We start from the raw sequence: 17,883 nt of genomic DNA on the forward strand, positions 1-17,883 counted from the left end.
CACCTACCATTCATGTAAGCAATCTTTCTAATCTCACTCTGTCTAGTTAAAACTATATCATTTATTTACTAAAAAAAAAAAGAAAAGCAGTTTCCCGCTTTTCTTTACTTCGTTTTAATAAACGATAAAATTTCACTGCGCGCTGCAGCATCATTTTCAAGCACACCACGCACTGCTGTCGTTACTGTTTTCGCACCTGGTTTTTTTACACCACGCATCGTCATACACATATGTTCTGCTTCTACTACTACCATTACACCATGAGGCTCTAGTACTTCCATAATAGAGTTCGCTACTGTTGATGTAATACGTTCTTGCAGTTGTGGGCGACGTGCAATTGTATCTACGGTACGAGCTAATTTACTTAACCCTGTCACCTTTCCACCTTGCGGAATATATGCAACGTGAGCAACTCCATAGAATGGAACTAAATGATGCTCACACATCGAATAAAATGGTATATCTTTTACTAGTACAAGCTCTTCGTGATCTTCTCCGAATACTTTATGCAAATGCTCTTTCGGATCTTCATGCATACCTGAGAACACTTCTGCGTACATTTTTGCAACACGCTTTGGTGTATCAAGTACTCCCTCACGATTTGGGTCATCCCCAATCGCCTCTAAAATAAGGCGTACTACATGTTCAATTTGTTCTAAATTAACTTTTGCCATCCGCTAGCCCTCCCGAAAACCTAAAAGTGATACGAACACATTCTAGCATATTTATGTTTTTAAAAGCAAAAAGAAGAGTTCCCAAAAAGGAAACTCTTCTTCCCTGTTAATATGTAAGGATTATTTAACCGCATCTTTTAACGCTTTACCAGGTTTGAATGCAGGTACTTTACTTGCAGCGATTTCAATCTCCTCACCTGTTTGTGGGTTACGACCTTTACGAGCCGCACGCTCACGAACTTCGAAGTTACCGAATCCGATCAGTTGTACTTTATCACCTTGTTTTAAAGCTTCTAAGATAGAATCAAAAACAGCGTCTACTGCTTTTGTTGCGTCCTTTTTAGAAAGGGAACTTGCTTCTGCAACAGCATTGATTAAATCTGTCTTGTTCATGCCATTCACCTCCTCCCAAAGATAAGACTGTATAATGATCATAAAATGAGTCTTACTTTCATTTGTAGGCAATTTTTGCAAATTCTATACTACAAAGATGTAGATAAATCATTATCAACGCCTATATTATACGATTCTCCTTTATAATTCAATATTTTTAAGGAAATTGTTACTCTGAAAATGTGAAAATCTGATGAAACTTGACAATTTACAACAATGTATTAGATAATGACTGTTTATTTTTCTATTTTATAATCAAAAAAAACAAAAAATCCCTCTACAATGAGAGGGATTTTTTCTTATAGTATAATCGCAATTAATCCGCCAGATCCTTCATTAATAATTCTTTCTAGCGTTTCTTTTAATTTATATCTAGCATTTTCTGGCATTAAAGATAATTTCGCCTGAATTCCTTCTCGAACAATCGAGCTAAGTGAACGTCCAAATATATCAGAATTCCAAATTGATAACGGGTCATCTTCAAAATCTTGCATTAAATAACGAACTAATTCTTCACTTTGCTTTTCAGTACCAATGATCGGCTCAAACGTTGACTCTACATCTACTTTAATCATATGAATAGATGGCGCTACCGCTTTTAACTTCACACCAAACCTTGAACCGTGACGAATAATTTCTGGCTCATCTAAGCTCATATCCGCTAATGCAGGCGCTGCTACACCATATCCTGTTTGCTTAACCATACGCAGTGCATCCGCCACTTGATCGTACTCTATTTTCGCATGAGATAAATCGAGCATAAGCTTTAATAAATGATCTTTCCCCCGAATTTCTACTCCTACTACTTCTTTTAAAATTTGATCATACAATTCATCTGGCGCATATAAATCAATCTCAGCCACACCTTGCCCCATATCAATGCCAGCTAGGCTCGCTCGATCAATAAATTCATATTGACTAAACTGCCAAACAACGCGATCCACATCACGAAGACGTTTTATATCCTTCACAGTTTCTTGAACTGCTTCTTGATAACTTTGACGCAACCAATGCCCTTCATTTAGCACCATTACCCAGCTCGGAAGGTTCACATTCACTTCTAATACAGGGAATTCAAATAGTGCTTCACGAAGTACATTATATACATCTGTTTCTCTTAAACTCTCCACACTCATTGCAATAACCGGGATATCATATTCTTCTGATAAACTTTGGCGTAATTGCTCTGTATCTGGATGATACGGCTGTACCGTATTAATTATCATAATGAAAGGTTTTCCTACTTCTTTCAACTCATTTACAACGCGTTCTTCTGCCTCTATATAATCTCTTCTTGGAATTTCACCAATTGTTCCATCTGTTGTAATTACAACACCAATTGTTGAATGTTCTTGAATTACTTTACGCGTGCCGATTTCTGCAGCTTCATGGAATGGAATAGGTTCTTCATACCAAGGGGTATTAATCATGCGTGGGCCATTCTCATCTTCATAGCCCTTCGCTCCAGGAACCGTATATCCAACACAATCTACTAATCGAATATTCACTTCAAGTCCTTCATCTACTTCGATAGAAACCGCTTGGTTTGGAACAAACTTCGGTTCCGTCGTCATAATTGTACGACCAGCAGCACTTTGAGGCAATTCATCCTGCGCTCTTTGACGGTCAGACTCATTCTCAATGTTTGGAATAACTACAAGTTCCATAAATTTTTTAATGAATGTTGATTTCCCTGTTCGAACAGCTCCTACAACTCCAAAATAAATATCACCGCCTGTTCGTTCTGCAATATCTTTAAAAATATCTACCTTTTCCAAGTGATTCCCTCCCTCAAAATTTTTGGGAATAATTCCGCGTTTATAGTCAACTAATACCTTCTCTAACGTTGCCTATAATATCTGATATAATATAATGGTATTCTAGAAGTTCGGACAATATATCATATAATTTTGTCCAATTTCATATGACTATTAAAAAATATCTTTTGTTTGCATCGTAAGTTGTATAACATAAAAAACCTTTCTTCTAGAACTTATTCACTAAAAGAAAGGTTCATGACTTATCATTTTAAAAAAATTGGTTCTCCGTCCTTTACTGTGTACGGTAAAGAATAAGCTGGTACAAACGGGGAACCTTTCGAAAGCATATTTCGAATATCTTCTCCCTCCGTAAACTGCCCTTCATTTCTTTTCAAAGCGTCATATAAGTCGATTCTATAATCAACAAAAACTTCTCCTTTTTCATTAATTACAAAAGGAAGTCCTTTACCAGAATATGGGCTTGTCACTTGTGGCACATCTTTATATCCTAGTTTTTTGAAATCCAATTCATATACACCATCTGAAATTACTTTTTTAAAAGGTGGATATTGATGTTCATCACGATACATCCTAAGCTTTAAAGATAGTTCCTGAATTTGTTCAGCCATCCTAACATCAATTAACTTTACTGTTGGATTTGTTTCAACGTCTATTAGTACGTATTGATATACTCCTCCACTTTCATACGCATTCCCTGGCGCTTCTTGTATGTAACGCGGGGCAATCTGTTGAAAATCGATCGGATACTTTTGATAAATAGGTGTACTCATATCCCTCGTCTTAATTGGCAATATCCCATCATTTTGCTCCTTAAATGTCACAACAGCTTTTTGAACAACCTGTAGCTGATCTTCATAAGGAACCGCATTTTGCTTCATATTTTCTTTCGGATACAGACACCCCGTTAAAAGGCTCATACAACAAAATATTAAAATAATATGTAATTTTTTCACTAGCATCACCTTTTCATACTAATCTAATTTGCTCTGTATGTAGTATTTTCGAGACCATTCCATTTACTGCTGTACAGGTCCACTAAATACAACAAGAAAAATAACAATTCCTGACACAATCATAAGGGTGTACGCTACTAACGCTGTAATCCCTTTCAAAAATTTATTCTTTATTTTATGTCTACTTAATAAAATAAAACTTACTGCAAAAAACATAAATCCAATTGCCCCTAAAGCTAACCACATTTTCATAAGCCCTTCTGACATATACACACCCCTTTTTATTAATCTATTTTTATACTATTTTAACAAATTAAAATCTTTAAACAAATACAAAAAGAACATTTTACTACAAATTGCGAATATGTAACTTTAATCAATAGGTTTTCCAGCATTTCTCACCAATCTAGACAAAAATAAAACCGAAGCGATTGTATCTCTCGCTTCGGTTGACCAAATATGCCCAAAAACAGCTCTATTCCCATTCTTTCATGGCTATCATATGCAATCTACAAACTCTTTGTTTCTCATAATTTATTTTTTAAACATTTTGCTTAACGAGCCAAAATCTGTTGGCATATTATTATTAATAATCGCTTTTACAATTTGATCCTCTTGCTCTTTCGGCACTTCACGTCCCGCCATAAGAGCCACTTGATGAATTAATTGACGAAGTACAGTTTCATCACGTAAATTCGCATTTTGCACGGATGATGCTAATTTAAAAATATCCTCTTTATTTACTTTCGCTTCCTTCTCAATATTATTAAAAATGTTATTATCCATTCTTTTCACCCTCTCCTCAAGTTACTCTTCATCCTATGCAAAAATGAAAAAATGGTGAAAAGACCCAAAAAATAAAAAAAGCGACAGAAGTACAAATGTACTTCTGTCGCTTTTCTTTACAGTAAATCAGGTATAGCTTCCACTTCATGTTTTCGAACACGTCCCATCAATGAGCCTACCGCATCTTTTACGTTATTTCCATTGAACAGCACGTCATATAAAGCAGCTGTAATCGGCATTTCAACTTCCATTTTCTCTGCCAATTCATGAGCAGCTTTCGTTGTTCTTACACCTTCCACAACCATACCCATGCTTTCTAACACTTCTTCTAAAGAGTGTCCTTTTCCAAGCATATTTCCAGCGCGCCAATTTCGGCTATGAACACTTGTACACGTTACAATTAAGTCTCCCATACCAGTTAGACCAGCAAACGTTAACGGATTCCCGCCCATTTTTCTTCCTAAACGAGCAATCTCTGTTAAACCACGTGTCATCAATGCCGCCTTTGCATTATCACCTAATCCAAGACCATCAGTTATACCAGCAGCTAATGCGATAATATTTTTTAACGCACCACCAAGTTCAACTCCAACGATATCTGGATTTGTGTATACACGGAAATAACTATTCATAAATAAATCTTGTACTTCCTCAGCCGCTTCCATACGCTTTGCTGCAGACGTAACTGTTGTCGCTTGTCGTAAACCGACTTCTTCAGCATGACTCGGTCCAGACAGTACAACAACATCTTTAATCAAGTGCTCTGGTATTTCTTCCTCAATCACTTCCGAAATACGTTTTGACGTACCAGGTTCAATTCCTTTGCTCGCATGAATCCAAGTAATTGGTTCAGTAACAATTTCTTTCATCTCTTGTAATACATCTCTGTACGCTTTCGTTGGTACTACTAACAGTACTGTATTTACATCTACTAATGCTTCTTCTAAAGAAGAGTAGGCTACGATTGTGCTTGGCAATGTAATGCCTGGGAGATATCGACTATTCTCATGTTTCGTATTAATTTCATCCATAAGTTCTGGGCGATTTCCCCAAATACGTACATCATGTCCATTGTCAGCTAATACCATCGCTAACGCTGTTCCCCAGCTACCTGCTCCTACTACTGTGATTTTTGTCATAAAATCACATCCTCTCCATTAGTCTCTTGCTCTAGCGATAATGTGAATCGGCGTTCCTACGAAGCCAAATGATTCACGTAAGCGATTCTTCAAGAAACGCTCATATGAGAAGTGCAATAATTCTGGATCGTTTACAAACACAACAAATGTCGGTGGTTTTACCGCAACTTGTGTTGCATAGAAAATTTTCAGACGGCTACCATTATGAGTTGGCGTCGGATTCATCGCTACCGCATCCATAATTACATCGTTTAATACGTTCGTTTGAATACGGATACTATGACTTTCATTTACCTCATCGATAACCGGTATTAATGTTTGTGTACGTTTTCTTGTTTTTGCAGATAAGAAAACAATTGGTGCGTATTCTAAGAATTGGAAATGAGCACGGATATTTTCTTCAAATGCTTTCATTGTTTTTTCGTCTTTTTTCACTGCATCCCATTTATTTACAACGATAACAACAGCTCGCCCTGAATCATGAGCATATCCAGCGATTTTTTTATCTTGCTCAATAATTCCTTCTTCACCATCTAAAACGACTAAAACAACGTCAGAACGTTCAATCGCTCTTAGCGCACGAAGTACACTATATTTTTCTGTACTTTCATACACTTTTCCTTTTTTACGCATACCAGCTGTATCAATAATTACATAATCTTTTCCATCTTTACTATATGGTGTATCGACAGCATCACGAGTTGTTCCTGCTACATTACTAACAATTACACGCTCTTGACCAAGAAGAGCATTTACAAGTGATGATTTTCCTACGTTTGGACGTCCAATTAAAGAGAAACGAATTGTGTCTTCATCATATCCGTCTTCTTCAATCTTTGGAAAATGTTGTGCAGCTTCGTCTAGTAAGTCACCTAACCCTAATCCGTGTGTACCTGAAATTGGGAATGGTTCGCCAAATCCTAATGCATAAAAGTCATAAATGTCACTGCGCATTTCCGGATTGTCCACTTTATTTACTGCAAGTACAACCGGTTTATTTGAACGATATAAAATTTTTGCAACTTCTTCATCAGCTGCTGTTACACCGTCACGACCGTTTGTCATAAAAATGATAACATCCGCTTCATCAATTGCTACTTCAGCTTGTTGACGAATTTGTGTCAAAAACGGCTCGTCTCCAATATCAATTCCGCCCGTATCAATAATGTTAAATTCATGATTTAACCATTCTCCAGCGCTATAAATACGATCGCGCGTTACACCTGGAATATCTTCTACGATTGAAACTCTTTCTCCAACAATTCTATTGAAAATAGTAGATTTCCCTACGTTCGGGCGACCTACTATCGCTATTACTGGTTTCGGCATATACTTTCATCCTTTCAACTTGCTTCTGTTTATTATGTAAAAAACCCTTCTTTGTGCAAGAAGGGATTTGCATTCCAGAATATTTCTCAACGTATCAAAACACCTCACATTATAACACACGTTGCTAATGTTTCACAATAATATATACATTCTCTTGTAAGCGATGTGCAATACCATCTAAAATTGCCTCTAAATTATTTGCAACAAATTCTAGTTCCTCTGTCGATTCGCAAACGAATAAAGGAGCACCACCTGCAAATTTTTCTGGAGTCGTTGTTATAACTGCCAGAATAACACTTTCTAACATCATCTCTTATCTCCCCTTCCTTTCGGGGCTTCCGATGACATATGGACAGCACTTTCTAACGTTGGTACATTTCCTATGACACCTATCGCTTTCTCTGCATCTTGATCTTGCGGCAGGACAAAAATCCCAACCCTGCCATCCTCTAAATCACGCTTTGCTAACGGTACAAGCGCTGGTGTACCAGAATCTCTATAAATCCCTAACGCTACTGAAACATCGTGTAAAATAGCTTGTCGTTGCCCTAAATTTGAGATTGTAACCATCGCATCAATTGATTTCGGCTTTAAAATAAAACCCATACCATATTTCATAATTTCTTCTTGTCTTGCTGGCAATCCAATATTCATAATGTAAATATTGTCAATATAAAGCCCTGCTCCTTCAAAACGAAGCGGAACGTGCTCAATTTCAACAAGATCATGTAGCCTTTTACCAGACATTAATTTTTTCGCAATAAAAAATGCGATTATAGCCATAATTACTCCTGCAATCCATGAACGGAATCCTATATACGCAAACGTCGTTGCAAACGACGTTAACATTGCCAAATAGTTGCGACTTTCAAAAACCAATGCAATTCCTTCAATGTATGTATTTCCACGCGGTACGAGCTCATACCCATCTAATTGTTGAAGCGTATTTCTTTCCATATTACGTACATCACGAAATTGTGTCGCTGCTAATGTAAGAAATGTAATGGCAGAAAAATCTTTTTTCAAAATAGACGGGATTGCAATCGCTCCTAAAGCAGCTGCAATTAACCCCATTGCAATATGAATAATTTTCCCATGTAGCCTCGTCGGATATTGCCGTGTATCCGTCCGAAGCATTAGCACCCTTGTAACTGTCCCCGCTATTACGCCGCATAAAATGGCTGGTGTATATTCAGTCATGTATTACCCTCGCCTTTCTTTTACGTGTTTTTCTCTTAAACCGTTCCATGTATACTGATGCTTTTGCAATCCAAAACAATATTGCCATGAATAATGTAGAAATGGCGACGATATCAAAAAATGCTAAACTACCGTAATCATATGGAAAATTCAATTTCCTAAAAATAAATGTCACTAGCAGCTCTCCTTGTAACATCCCTACATATAGAGAACATAATCGTAATATGCGATCTCCATGCAATAACACCGATGCATACACAAGACCGCTACTTAGCAGAAACACTCTATCCACCACAATCCAAATCGGATCATATATTTCTAACAGATGAAAACTTGTATATAACATTGCAATAATAAGCGCCGAAAGTAAGCTATATAATTTTTTCCAGACAGAATATAGCGTGATCCCTATAAAAGAAATAATACAAAGTAAAAGAGCATTTACTGATACCACGAATGAGGCGATCGTTACATGTAACGGAGAGCAAATTATAAAAATCAGTATACAAGCGCCTAACTTCCACCGAATAAGGTCCTTTTTCATAAAAAAGGTTACAATGATCCACCCTATCCAAGCTACAAAATAAAAAGTACTTCCATCCATCAACTTCACCTCCTATGTTTTCCATTATGGGAACTTTTTATGAAAGTTAATCCACTTTATTTACGCATAGTTTTTTCTTATAACAGCAACACTTTTAACAAGGAGGTGTTATTCATTATGGGTAAAGATCGCCAAGAACGAAAACTACGAGAATCACGCCGCGTTGAATCCGATCGTGATCAATCACTACAATATCCAGGTGCAACTGGACTTGATACACCAGAACAGGCTCGAAAACAAAACCAGCACTAATTAATGCAAAAAGACGGTTTCGATATTGTACGAAACCGTCTTTTACATAATCAGTTTAATGTTTTCTATTTATATTGAAATAATATTTCACACACTATATCCTCCCATTACTTCTTTTTATCTTCACCTATTCCTATTAAAAATTAAGTTCTCTCCAGTAATTCGACAACACACCATCTACATTTTTCAACCCTTTTTCAATTGCAATTTTTACGAAATGATATTTTTATATAATACTAATTCCTTTCTCCACTTTATATTACGAAAAAGAATAGAACAAAAAAAATCAACCGAACGGTTGATTTTTTATCTCCTACTATAATGCGCAGTATCAATACCACGCTGCATTAACCAATGATACGTTTCACCCTTTACAACAAGAGGTACAGATTGCAACTCTTCTATCGTTTTCGCACCAAGAGCTGTCATTATAAATTTCAAATCTGTATGTAGGAGCTCAATTTCATCCACTAACTTCTCGATACCATCTTGCATTAAAATACGTAAAAAGTAACCAGCAAACGCAGTTGTATTCGCCCCTAATGCGATCGCTTTCGCTACGTCAAGCGCTGTTTGTATGCCCCCAGATGCAATAAAAGAGAGGTTATTATTTGTAGGGGTTGCTTCAATAATCGAGGTTGCTGTTTGTATGCCCCAGTTATTAAAATAAGAAAGCATTCGCTGTCTTCTTTCATTTTCAACAGCAGCAAAATTCGTACCACCTTGCCCACCAATATCAATTGCTGTTACACCTACGTTCGCTAACTGCTGCACTGTTTCCTTACTCATCCCAAATCCAACTTCTTTTACAATGATAGGAACTTTACTATTTAAAACAATTTTCTCAATGCGCTGAAGTACTCCAGTAAAATCACGGTCTCCTTCTGGCATCGTTAACTCTTGTATGACGTTTAAATGAATTTGCAATGCATTCGCTTCAATCATATCAACGGCACGCTCTGCCTGTTCGATAGTTGCCTCACTACCTAAATTAGCAAAGAAAATACCATTTGGATTTACCTTTCTGATCACCTTATAAGAAGCAGCTTCACTTTCATCTTTTAACGCCGCCATTTGCGAACCTACAGCCATAGCAAGGTTATGATGTTTCGCTACATATGCTAATTGCTCATTAATATGTAACGTTTTCTCTCCTCCACCACCAGTCATCGCATTGATAAAAATCGGCGAACTTAGTGAAAGTTCGCCGATTTTTGTTTCACATGTTATTGTGTCATAATTTGAATTTGGCAAGCTTTGATGCACAAAATCAATATCATGAAAGCCATGCGTACGAGACTGACCAGTAGAAAGAGCGTATTCAATATGATCTAATTTACGTTTTGCCCTTACCACTTGTACCCCTCATTATTTCTTTAATTTTTTCAGTTGTTCACCAATAATATCACTTAATTGGAAAGTAGCAGAATCAGCATTTGGCTCATACTGACTATAATCTTCAGTTACATTATTTTCCTCAAGCGCTTCTTTTATACTTAAAGAAATACGTTTCTCTGCTACGTGAACTTCAAGTACTTTCACTTTTACTTCTTGTCCCATTTCCAATACTTCATTCGGATTTTTCACGTGACGATTTGCAATTTGAGATACGTGTACAAGTCCTTCAACGCCCGGTAAAATCTCAACGAATGCACCAAATGTAACAAGGCGTTTTACTACTCCCTCACGAATATCTCCAGCTTTTATTTCGCCAGCAACGTTTTCCCAAGGTCCTGGTTGAGCTGCTTTAATTGATAAAGAAATACGTTGTGTATCAGCATCAACAGATAATACCTTTACCTTAACCTTTTGACCTTGCTCTAACACTTCAGAAGGTTGCTCTACACGTTCGTGTGAAATTTGTGAAATGTGAACTAAACCGTCCACTCCACCAACATTAACGAATGCGCCAAAGTCAGTTAATCGTTGTACTGTTCCTTCAACAACGTCCCCTTCTTTTAATGAAGAAATTGCTTCTTTTTTCTTAGAATCTAGTTCTAATTCTACTACCGCTTTATGCGAAAGGATTACACGATTTTTTTCACGGTCTAATTCAACAATTTTCACAGCTAATGTTTTACCTTTATAGTCAGTAAAGTCTTCTACATAATGTACTTCTACAAGTGAAGCTGGAATAAAACCGCGAACACCAAGGTCCACAACTAATCCGCCATTCACAATATCTTTTACAGTAACATCAAATACATGACCAGAAGTAAATTTCTCTTGTAGTTCTACCCATGCTTTTTCTGCATCAACAGCACGTTTAGATAAGACAAGATCATCTTCTTCTAATTTAATAATTTTCAACTCTAGTGTTTGATCTAATTCTACAACATCGCTTGCTTTTTCAATATGAACGTTAGCTAATTCACTAATTGGAATTACGCCATCTGTTTTGTATCCAACATTTACAAGCACTTGTTTCTCTTCAACCTTCGTTACAGAACCTGTAACAACGTCACCAACTTGTAATTCTTTTGAATCCATAACTTCTTCATTCATTTTCTCTACCATGGAAATACCTCCCTACAGAATTGACAAAGCATTTTTTATGTATATACGAAATGAAAACAAAGTTTTCATTTGCATGTTTAAGAATTTCTCATCACATACTCTTTTTCAATAACATTCACAAGAAAATATATTAAACCTATATAAATAGTATACAGCAAAACCAGCTTGAAAAAAGTATGTTTTGAAATATAATAGCGAATATATTCTGACAGTTTTATTCCTCTTTAACTAACTTCTTACAAATCAGCTCATTTGTCAAGGAAAGAGACTCACAATTCACGTATCCTTTACATTTCTATTTAAACAAAAAAAGAAAGAGGATTATCCCCTTTCTTTATTTCGCAAACACTCCAGAAACAATGCTCATAATTTTTTGGACAACTTCTTCAATTGATAAAGAAGTCGTATCTAATTCCAATGCATCATCAGCCTTTTTTAGTGGAGAAACTTCGCGTTCTGAATCTAATTTATCACGCTGAGCAATTTCTTCTTTTAGCTGCTCTAAATTAGAATCGAAACCTTTATTTAAATTTTCTAAATGCCTTCTTTCCGCTCTTTCTTCAACAGAAGCAAGCATAAAGATTTTCACTTCAGCATCCGGTAATACATGTGTACCAATATCACGGCCGTCCATTACAACGCCGCCTTTTTTCGCTAACTCTTGCTGACGACGTACCATTTCTTCACGAACAAGGCGATGTTTCGCTACAATAGATACTCGATTCGTCACATCAGGTGTACGAATTACTTCAGAAACATCTTGTCCATTTAAAAATACAAGCTGTGTATTTTCTCCTTGCTGAAACTCAATATTTACATTCTTTACAACTTCCATTAACTGCTCTTCATTTTCAATGTCTACTTTTTGTTGAAGGGCTGCATATGTAAGCGTACGGTACATTGCGCCTGTATCAATATAAACATAAGAAAGTTCCTTCGCAACAACTTTTGCCACTGTACTTTTCCCTGCAGCTGCTGGACCATCTATAGCAATTGAAATTCGTTTATCCATTGTAACACCTCATTTTTTCACTTATAAAACAAAACGAAAAGCAGGTGTTCACCCTGCTTCTTCTCATTTGCTTCGCGTCATTAAATCCTCAATTATTGTAGCATAATCCTTCATAGAAGAAAATGAAAACTACCGATTCACCTGCAAGATTTCCACTTTGTTTTTTACCATAACACCCTCATAATAAACAATTTTAGATAAATATTTCACTGATGACTTATGTATAAATAACAATTGTACAACAGAAAGACAAATGAATTGTATTATTAATATACGAATAAAAATTCTCTCCATCTTTTTCACCGTAATTTCTCCCTCCTATACTATATTTGCACATTTCGTTTCGTAATTTTATACATCGTACATATAGCAGTTAATTTTATTGTCATTTTCGAGGCATACTTTTATACATTTCCATTGTCGAATTTACTCAAAACATGTTATGTTCTAAATGTATTTTTTTACTTGAAAGGGGTATAAGCATTGAAAAGAATCCTAGTTTTACACACAGGTGGAACAATTGCAATGGAGGAAGATAAAGAAACTGGGGTCGTACAACCAGGTAAAAAAAATCCTCTTTTAAAATTCATTCCTGATTTAGAAGGCGATGTTGATTTAATCGTTGAAGATGTGTTCCATCTACCATCTCCTCATATGACACCGAGCGAAATGTTACAATTACAAGTCATCATTGATGAAAGAGTAAAACAAGACAACATTCATGGCGTAGTTATTACGCATGGTACGGATACATTAGAAGAAACAGCTTATTTCTTAGATTTAACAGTACAAGCAACTATTCCAATCGTAGTGACAGGTGCAATGCGCTCTAGCAATGAGTTAGGTGCTGATGGTCTATATAACTTCTTATCAGCTGTAAAAGTTGCTAGTTGTGATGAAGCTGCAGAAAAAGGTGTTTTAGTCGTATTAAACGACGAAATTCATTGCGCTACAAATGTAACGAAAACACATACAAGTAATGTCGCAACATTCCAAAGTCCACAATACGGACCAATTGGAATGGTAACAAAACGCGGCGTTGTCTTCCATCACGCTTTAGTACATCGCGAATCATATACGATAAATAAAGTGTCTAAAAATGTAGTTGTTCTAAAAGCATATGCTGGCATGGATGATACATTATTAGCAGCAATCGAAAATCTTCCTGTAGACGGCATTGTTATCGAAGCTCTTGGACAAGGTAATCTCCCTCCAAGAACACTACCTAGCCTAGAAAGATTATTAAATAAAGGTATTCCTGTCGTATTGGTTTCTCGCTGTTTCAACGGTATCGTTCAAGACGTATATTCGTATGAAGGTGGCGGTAAACACTTAAAAGATATGGGCATTGTATTCACATACGGCTTAAATGCACAAAAAGCACGCATTAAATTACTTGTTGCATTAGAGAATACAAATTCTCATGAATCCATTCAAAATATGTTTATGCACGAATAAAAAGGAGCTGTCGAGATTTTCCCGACAGCTCCTTTTTATTTTTCTCTTGATGCAATGGTTTGCGCAATCGCATCTCCATGAAATCTACCGTTCTCGATAAATATTTCATTTGCATTATTTCCAGCAGCAATGACACCTGCAATGAAAATATTTTCAGCATTCGTTTCCATTCTATCCTCTGTATAAATTGGACGTCCTGTTTCTTCATCAATCTGAACACCCATCTTCGTTAAGAAGCTATGATCAGGATGATAACCAGTCATCGCAAATACAAAATCGTTTTTGATTGTAAAAGCTTCACCATCAACTGTAAACGTTAATGTATGCTCAGTAATCTCTTTCACATGAGCTCCAAAATGCATTTGAATTGTACCGTTTCGTACTAACGCCTCAAATTCCGGCAAAATCCAAGGCTTTATGCTTGGTGAATACTCACTTCCACGATACAGTACCGTTACACGTGCACCAGATTTAACAAGTTCTAACGCGGCATCTACACTCGAGTTTTTCCCACCTATAACTACTACATCTCGATCAAAATAAGGATGCCCTTCTTTAAAATAGTGAGCTACTTTCTTCAATTCCTCACCTGGAACATTCATATAATTTGGATTATCATAATATCCAGTTGCTACAACAATATATTTCCCTATATACATTTCCTTACTTCCATCACGCTTTGTCGTCTCAACCTGAAAAACTTCTCCATCTTTTTGAACTTTCTCTACTCGCTCAAAAGCATTTACACGTACAGATTTACGTTTTACTACTTCACGATAATACGCAAGCGCTTGATTTCGAAATGGCTTACGATTTTCTGTAATAAAAGCTACATCACCAATTTCTAATTTTTCACTAGAAGAGAAAAATGTTTGATGAGTTGGATAATTATAAATGGCATTTACAATGTTTCCTTTTTCAATTACTAACGGATTTATCCCTACCTTTTGCAACGAAATTGCAGCCGCTAATCCGCACGGACCGCCTCCGATTATAATAACTGTTTCTTTCTGCATACTCGTCCACTCCTAGTCTTCTACCAATGCACTATTTATAAAAACAAGAAAAAACCTACTTACAGCAGTAGGCACCTATCTTTATTGTATTCATTTTTCATATATTTGTCATCTAAACGAAACGTACATCCGATAGACATCTGCTAAAAACTGCTGAAATTTAATACCTTGTTTCCCTAATACATTCTCAGGATCAATCTTTCTAGCTGGATCAAGCGTTTTATGTGACACGATATCTTTTTTCGGATTTAAGCCAAAGTTTTGGCATAAATACGCATGATACCATGTAAAACGATTATACGCTTCCCAAAAGTTAACATCACCACCATAACAAAGTTCCACTCCAATGGCCGCCTTATTCGCGTCATAGCCATATAAGTCATTATCCGTCGGCACACCATATCGAACATGATACGCAACTTCATTTATAGGAATAATCTCCAATATTGTTTTATCATCTATAAATGTATGTGCCGAAGCTTTCGGTTGTAATTCATTAAAGTAATCTCGATTGCCTATCGCATTGCTTCCAGGATTCCCCGTATCATGGCTTACGATAAATCTCACTTTAGTCAGAGGAATCCCCGGTCGTGAACTTCCATATCCAATATAATTGCGCTCTATAGGAAACATCGCCATTGCTACCAACTCCCGCTCTAGAAGATTACCTTACTTCCTTATATATGTATTCGGTAGCAATGTCCTTATCGCATATTTCTTACGCGAAGAGAAAATCGAAAATATTTGAAGTGAACACCATAAACAACAAGATACTTACAGCCACTCCATAAAAACCGTAAAACCAAACACAATCTTCTTTCGTATCTAAACCGAAAAATTTATTTACCGATTGTAATAATGTGCCACGCTTGCTTTGTTTGTTTCGTAATACTTCCACTCGCTCTACAACATCTGCTGGCATCATAAATCTTTGGTCTACTGTCATTTTCATCATTTATCTCTCCTTAAAATCATTTCCGTTTTGTTTATCTAAGGAGAGTATAGCACGTTTGTTCGCATAGAACAAGCGTTCTTTTTTATTTTTATTTTATTTTTCAGCAAGCCAAGTAAAAACTGAGATTACAACGGCAATAATCGGCCCTACTACAACCACACCAAATATCAGAAACAGTAGCCCTTCCCCGAACATCCGAACGGTACTTATTTTGCGAGCTTTCATCGTTCTTGCGAGTTCTCCCTCTAACCTATTAACCTTTTCTTCTAATTGTTCTACTCGTTCCAACATTTCATTCTCCATATACAACACCTCATTTAATACTTCAACAAAAAAACGTGATTCCCTCGAAAGGAAATCACGTTTTCTCAAGATATAATATTTTATACCCAACCTCTGAAGCGGCTTGCTTCAGCCATTTTACGAACACCAACCATGTACGCCGCTAAGCGCATGTTCACTTTACGAACTTGTGCTGTTTCATAAATAGAATCAAATGATCTTACCATTACTTTTTCTAAACGTTGTTCTACTTCTTCTTCAGTCCAGTAGTAACCTTGGTTATTTTGTACCCACTCAAAGTAAGATACTGTTACACCACCAGCACTTGCTAACACGTCTGGAACAAGTAAAATTCCGCGATCTGTTAAAATTTTAGTCGCTTCTAATGTTGTTGGACCATTTGCTGCTTCAACAACGATTTTCGCTTTAATATCATTAGCATTTTCTTCTGTAATTTGGTTCTCAATTGCAGCTGGAACTAAAATATCGCAATCAAGTTCTAACAATTCTTTGTTTGAAATTGTATTGTTAAATAACTTTGTTACTGTACCGAAGCTATCACGACGGTCTAATAAATAATCAATATCTAATCCATTTGGATCATGTAACGCGCCGTAAGCATCTGAGATTGCAATAACTTTCGCACCTGCATCATGCATAAATTTAGCTAAGAAGCTACCAGCATTACCGAATCCTTGAACAACAACGCGTGCACCCTTAATATCAATGCCACGTTTTTTCGCAGCTTCGCGAATACAAATTGTTACACCTTTCGCTGTTGCTGTTTCACGTCCATGTGATCCACCTAATACAAGCGGTTTACCTGTAATAAATCCTGGTGAATTAAATTCATCAATACGGCTATACTCATCCATCATCCATGCCATAATTTGAGAGTTTGTGAATACATCTGGAGCTGGAATATCTTTCGTCGGTCCTACGATTTGGCTAATTGCTCGTACATAACCGCGACTTAATCTTTCTAACTCACGGAATGACATTTCACGTGGATCACAAATAATTCCACCCTTACCTCCACCATATGGTAAATCAACAATACCACATTTTAAACTCATCCAGATTGAAAGTGCTTTCACTTCATTTTCTGTTACATTCGGATGGAAGCGAATTCCACCTTTCGTTGGACCAACAGCATCATTATGTTGTGCACGATATCCTGTAAATATTTTAACAGTCCCGTCATCCATACGAACTGGTATTTTCACTGTCATCATACGAATTGGTTCTTTTAATAATTCATATACTTCGTTTGGATAACCCAATTTTTCTAACGCTTCACTAATAACAATTTGTGTTGAATTCAATAGTTCAAAATGTTGTTCCCTTTGTTGTTGTGTTTTTGTTTGAGTTCCCTTTTCGGCTACCATAGTAAGTAAACCCCCTGTAATTTCACTTGTTTAGTAAACCTTCATTGCCTAGTATACACCCTTAAATTTGGAATGCAATAGAAAACGCTAACAAATATATACAAACTATTTTCTGTTGCAAGCGTTTTCACTATTATTATAGTC

The 17,883-nt window shown here is 36.4% G+C and carries 22 protein-coding genes; 2 read left to right on the forward strand and 20 right to left on the reverse strand.

Translation table 11 applies throughout. From position 1 onward, the window contains the following. Window positions 1-104: 104 nt before the first annotated feature. The 11 genes from folE to QCI79_RS04970 all read right to left on the reverse strand — a co-directional run bounded on the left by folE (window position 105) and on the right by QCI79_RS04970 (window position 8,859). Window positions 105-674: a GTP cyclohydrolase I FolE gene (gene folE / locus QCI79_RS04920; RefSeq protein WP_021728345.1), complete on the reverse strand. Its 570-nt coding sequence runs from the start codon at window positions 672-674 to the stop codon at window positions 105-107. Between the two features lie 120 nt (window positions 675-794). After that, window positions 795-1,067, reverse strand: a complete 273-nt coding sequence (locus tag QCI79_RS04925) for an HU family DNA-binding protein (protein ID WP_001043860.1) — start codon at window positions 1,065-1,067, stop codon at window positions 795-797. 299 nt (window positions 1,068-1,366) lie between these two features. After that, window positions 1,367-2,845, reverse strand: a complete 1,479-nt coding sequence (spoIVA, locus tag QCI79_RS04930) for a stage IV sporulation protein A (protein ID WP_000416519.1) — start codon at window positions 2,843-2,845, stop codon at window positions 1,367-1,369. A 245-nt stretch (window positions 2,846-3,090) separates the two neighbouring features. Next, window positions 3,091-3,801, reverse strand: coding sequence for a hypothetical protein (locus QCI79_RS04935; protein WP_021728346.1), 711 nt, complete (start codon window positions 3,799-3,801; stop codon window positions 3,091-3,093). Window positions 3,802-3,864: 63 nt separating this feature from the next. Continuing rightward, window positions 3,865-4,068 (reverse strand): DUF2768 domain-containing protein, encoded by a 204-nt coding sequence (locus tag QCI79_RS04940; protein WP_001289004.1) that lies wholly within the window; start codon window positions 4,066-4,068, stop codon window positions 3,865-3,867. Between the two features lie 267 nt (window positions 4,069-4,335). After that, entirely contained in the window at window positions 4,336-4,587 is a 252-nt protein-coding gene (locus tag QCI79_RS04945; RefSeq protein WP_000369754.1) for a stage VI sporulation protein F, read from the reverse strand. A 116-nt stretch (window positions 4,588-4,703) separates the two neighbouring features. Then, a complete protein-coding gene (locus QCI79_RS04950) occupies window positions 4,704-5,726 on the reverse strand; it encodes an NAD(P)H-dependent glycerol-3-phosphate dehydrogenase (RefSeq protein ID WP_000161763.1) in 1,023 nt (340 codons plus the stop codon). Window positions 5,727-5,744: 18 nt separating this feature from the next. After that, window positions 5,745-7,055 carry a ribosome biogenesis GTPase Der gene (gene der / locus QCI79_RS04955; RefSeq protein WP_001125893.1) on the reverse strand — a complete coding sequence of 437 codons (1,311 nt, stop codon included), beginning with the start codon at window positions 7,053-7,055 and terminating at the stop codon, window positions 5,745-5,747. Between the two features lie 124 nt (window positions 7,056-7,179). Next, on the reverse strand, window positions 7,180-7,365 hold the full coding sequence (locus tag QCI79_RS04960; RefSeq protein ID WP_000979059.1) for a capping complex subunit for YIEGIA: 186 nt from the start codon (window positions 7,363-7,365) through the stop codon (window positions 7,180-7,182). Continuing rightward, window positions 7,362-8,255, reverse strand: coding sequence for a YIEGIA family protein (locus QCI79_RS04965; protein ID WP_000141596.1), 894 nt, complete (start codon window positions 8,253-8,255; stop codon window positions 7,362-7,364). Before QCI79_RS04965 ends, QCI79_RS04960 begins: the two co-directional genes overlap by 4 nt. Next, window positions 8,248-8,859: a YphA family membrane protein gene (locus QCI79_RS04970; RefSeq protein WP_000349098.1), complete on the reverse strand. Its 612-nt coding sequence runs from the start codon at window positions 8,857-8,859 to the stop codon at window positions 8,248-8,250. Before QCI79_RS04970 ends, QCI79_RS04965 begins: the two co-directional genes overlap by 8 nt. Window positions 8,860-8,976: 117 nt before the next feature. Here QCI79_RS04970 and QCI79_RS04975 point away from each other — a divergent pair, with 117 nt between their 5' ends. Next, a complete protein-coding gene (locus QCI79_RS04975; protein ID WP_000513900.1) occupies window positions 8,977-9,111 on the forward strand; it encodes a YpzI family protein in 135 nt (44 codons plus the stop codon). A 306-nt stretch (window positions 9,112-9,417) separates the two neighbouring features. Here the strand turns inward: QCI79_RS04975 and QCI79_RS04980 are convergent, their stop codons facing one another. From QCI79_RS04980 to QCI79_RS04995, 4 genes are all read right to left on the reverse strand, one after another. Continuing rightward, window positions 9,418-10,467 carry a type 2 isopentenyl-diphosphate Delta-isomerase gene (locus QCI79_RS04980; RefSeq protein ID WP_021728347.1) on the reverse strand — a complete coding sequence of 350 codons (1,050 nt, stop codon included), beginning with the start codon at window positions 10,465-10,467 and terminating at the stop codon, window positions 9,418-9,420. Window positions 10,468-10,479: 12 nt separating this feature from the next. Continuing rightward, window positions 10,480-11,628: a 30S ribosomal protein S1 gene (rpsA, locus tag QCI79_RS04985; protein ID WP_000229559.1), complete on the reverse strand. Its 1,149-nt coding sequence runs from the start codon at window positions 11,626-11,628 to the stop codon at window positions 10,480-10,482. Between the two features lie 334 nt (window positions 11,629-11,962). Continuing rightward, complete coding sequence (gene cmk / locus QCI79_RS04990) at window positions 11,963-12,640, reverse strand: (d)CMP kinase (protein ID WP_000361257.1); 678 nt, start codon at window positions 12,638-12,640, stop codon at window positions 11,963-11,965. Between the two features lie 129 nt (window positions 12,641-12,769). Further along, window positions 12,770-12,943: a YpfB family protein gene (locus tag QCI79_RS04995; protein ID WP_000738057.1), complete on the reverse strand. Its 174-nt coding sequence runs from the start codon at window positions 12,941-12,943 to the stop codon at window positions 12,770-12,772. 180 nt (window positions 12,944-13,123) lie between these two features. Here QCI79_RS04995 and ansA point away from each other — a divergent pair, with 180 nt between their 5' ends. Beyond that, the gene (gene ansA, locus QCI79_RS05000; protein ID WP_000822026.1) at window positions 13,124-14,098 is read left to right on the forward strand and encodes an asparaginase; all 975 of its coding nucleotides are present in this window, start codon (window positions 13,124-13,126) and stop codon (window positions 14,096-14,098) included. A 35-nt stretch (window positions 14,099-14,133) separates the two neighbouring features. Here the strand turns inward: ansA and QCI79_RS05005 are convergent, their stop codons facing one another. The 5 genes from QCI79_RS05005 to gudB all read right to left on the reverse strand — a co-directional run bounded on the left by QCI79_RS05005 (window position 14,134) and on the right by gudB (window position 17,739). Next, entirely contained in the window at window positions 14,134-15,114 is a 981-nt protein-coding gene (locus QCI79_RS05005) for a YpdA family putative bacillithiol disulfide reductase (RefSeq protein WP_001168510.1), read from the reverse strand. 108 nt (window positions 15,115-15,222) lie between these two features. Beyond that, entirely contained in the window at window positions 15,223-15,753 is a 531-nt protein-coding gene (locus tag QCI79_RS05010; protein ID WP_001240655.1) for a peptidoglycan recognition protein family protein, read from the reverse strand. A 79-nt stretch (window positions 15,754-15,832) separates the two neighbouring features. Beyond that, a complete protein-coding gene (locus tag QCI79_RS05015) occupies window positions 15,833-16,069 on the reverse strand; it encodes a DUF3961 domain-containing protein (protein ID WP_001983018.1) in 237 nt (78 codons plus the stop codon). 93 nt (window positions 16,070-16,162) lie between these two features. Then, window positions 16,163-16,372, reverse strand: coding sequence for a hypothetical protein (locus QCI79_RS05020; protein ID WP_000426769.1), 210 nt, complete (start codon window positions 16,370-16,372; stop codon window positions 16,163-16,165). Between the two features lie 80 nt (window positions 16,373-16,452). Next, window positions 16,453-17,739, reverse strand: coding sequence for an NAD-specific glutamate dehydrogenase (gudB, locus tag QCI79_RS05025; protein WP_000225173.1), 1,287 nt, complete (start codon window positions 17,737-17,739; stop codon window positions 16,453-16,455). Window positions 17,740-17,883 lie beyond the last annotated feature (144 nt).

The sequence above is a fragment of the Bacillus cereus group sp. MG1 genome (assembly GCF_040460035.1).
Lineage (GTDB): Bacteria > Bacillota > Bacilli > Bacillales > Bacillaceae_G > Bacillus_A > Bacillus_A cereus.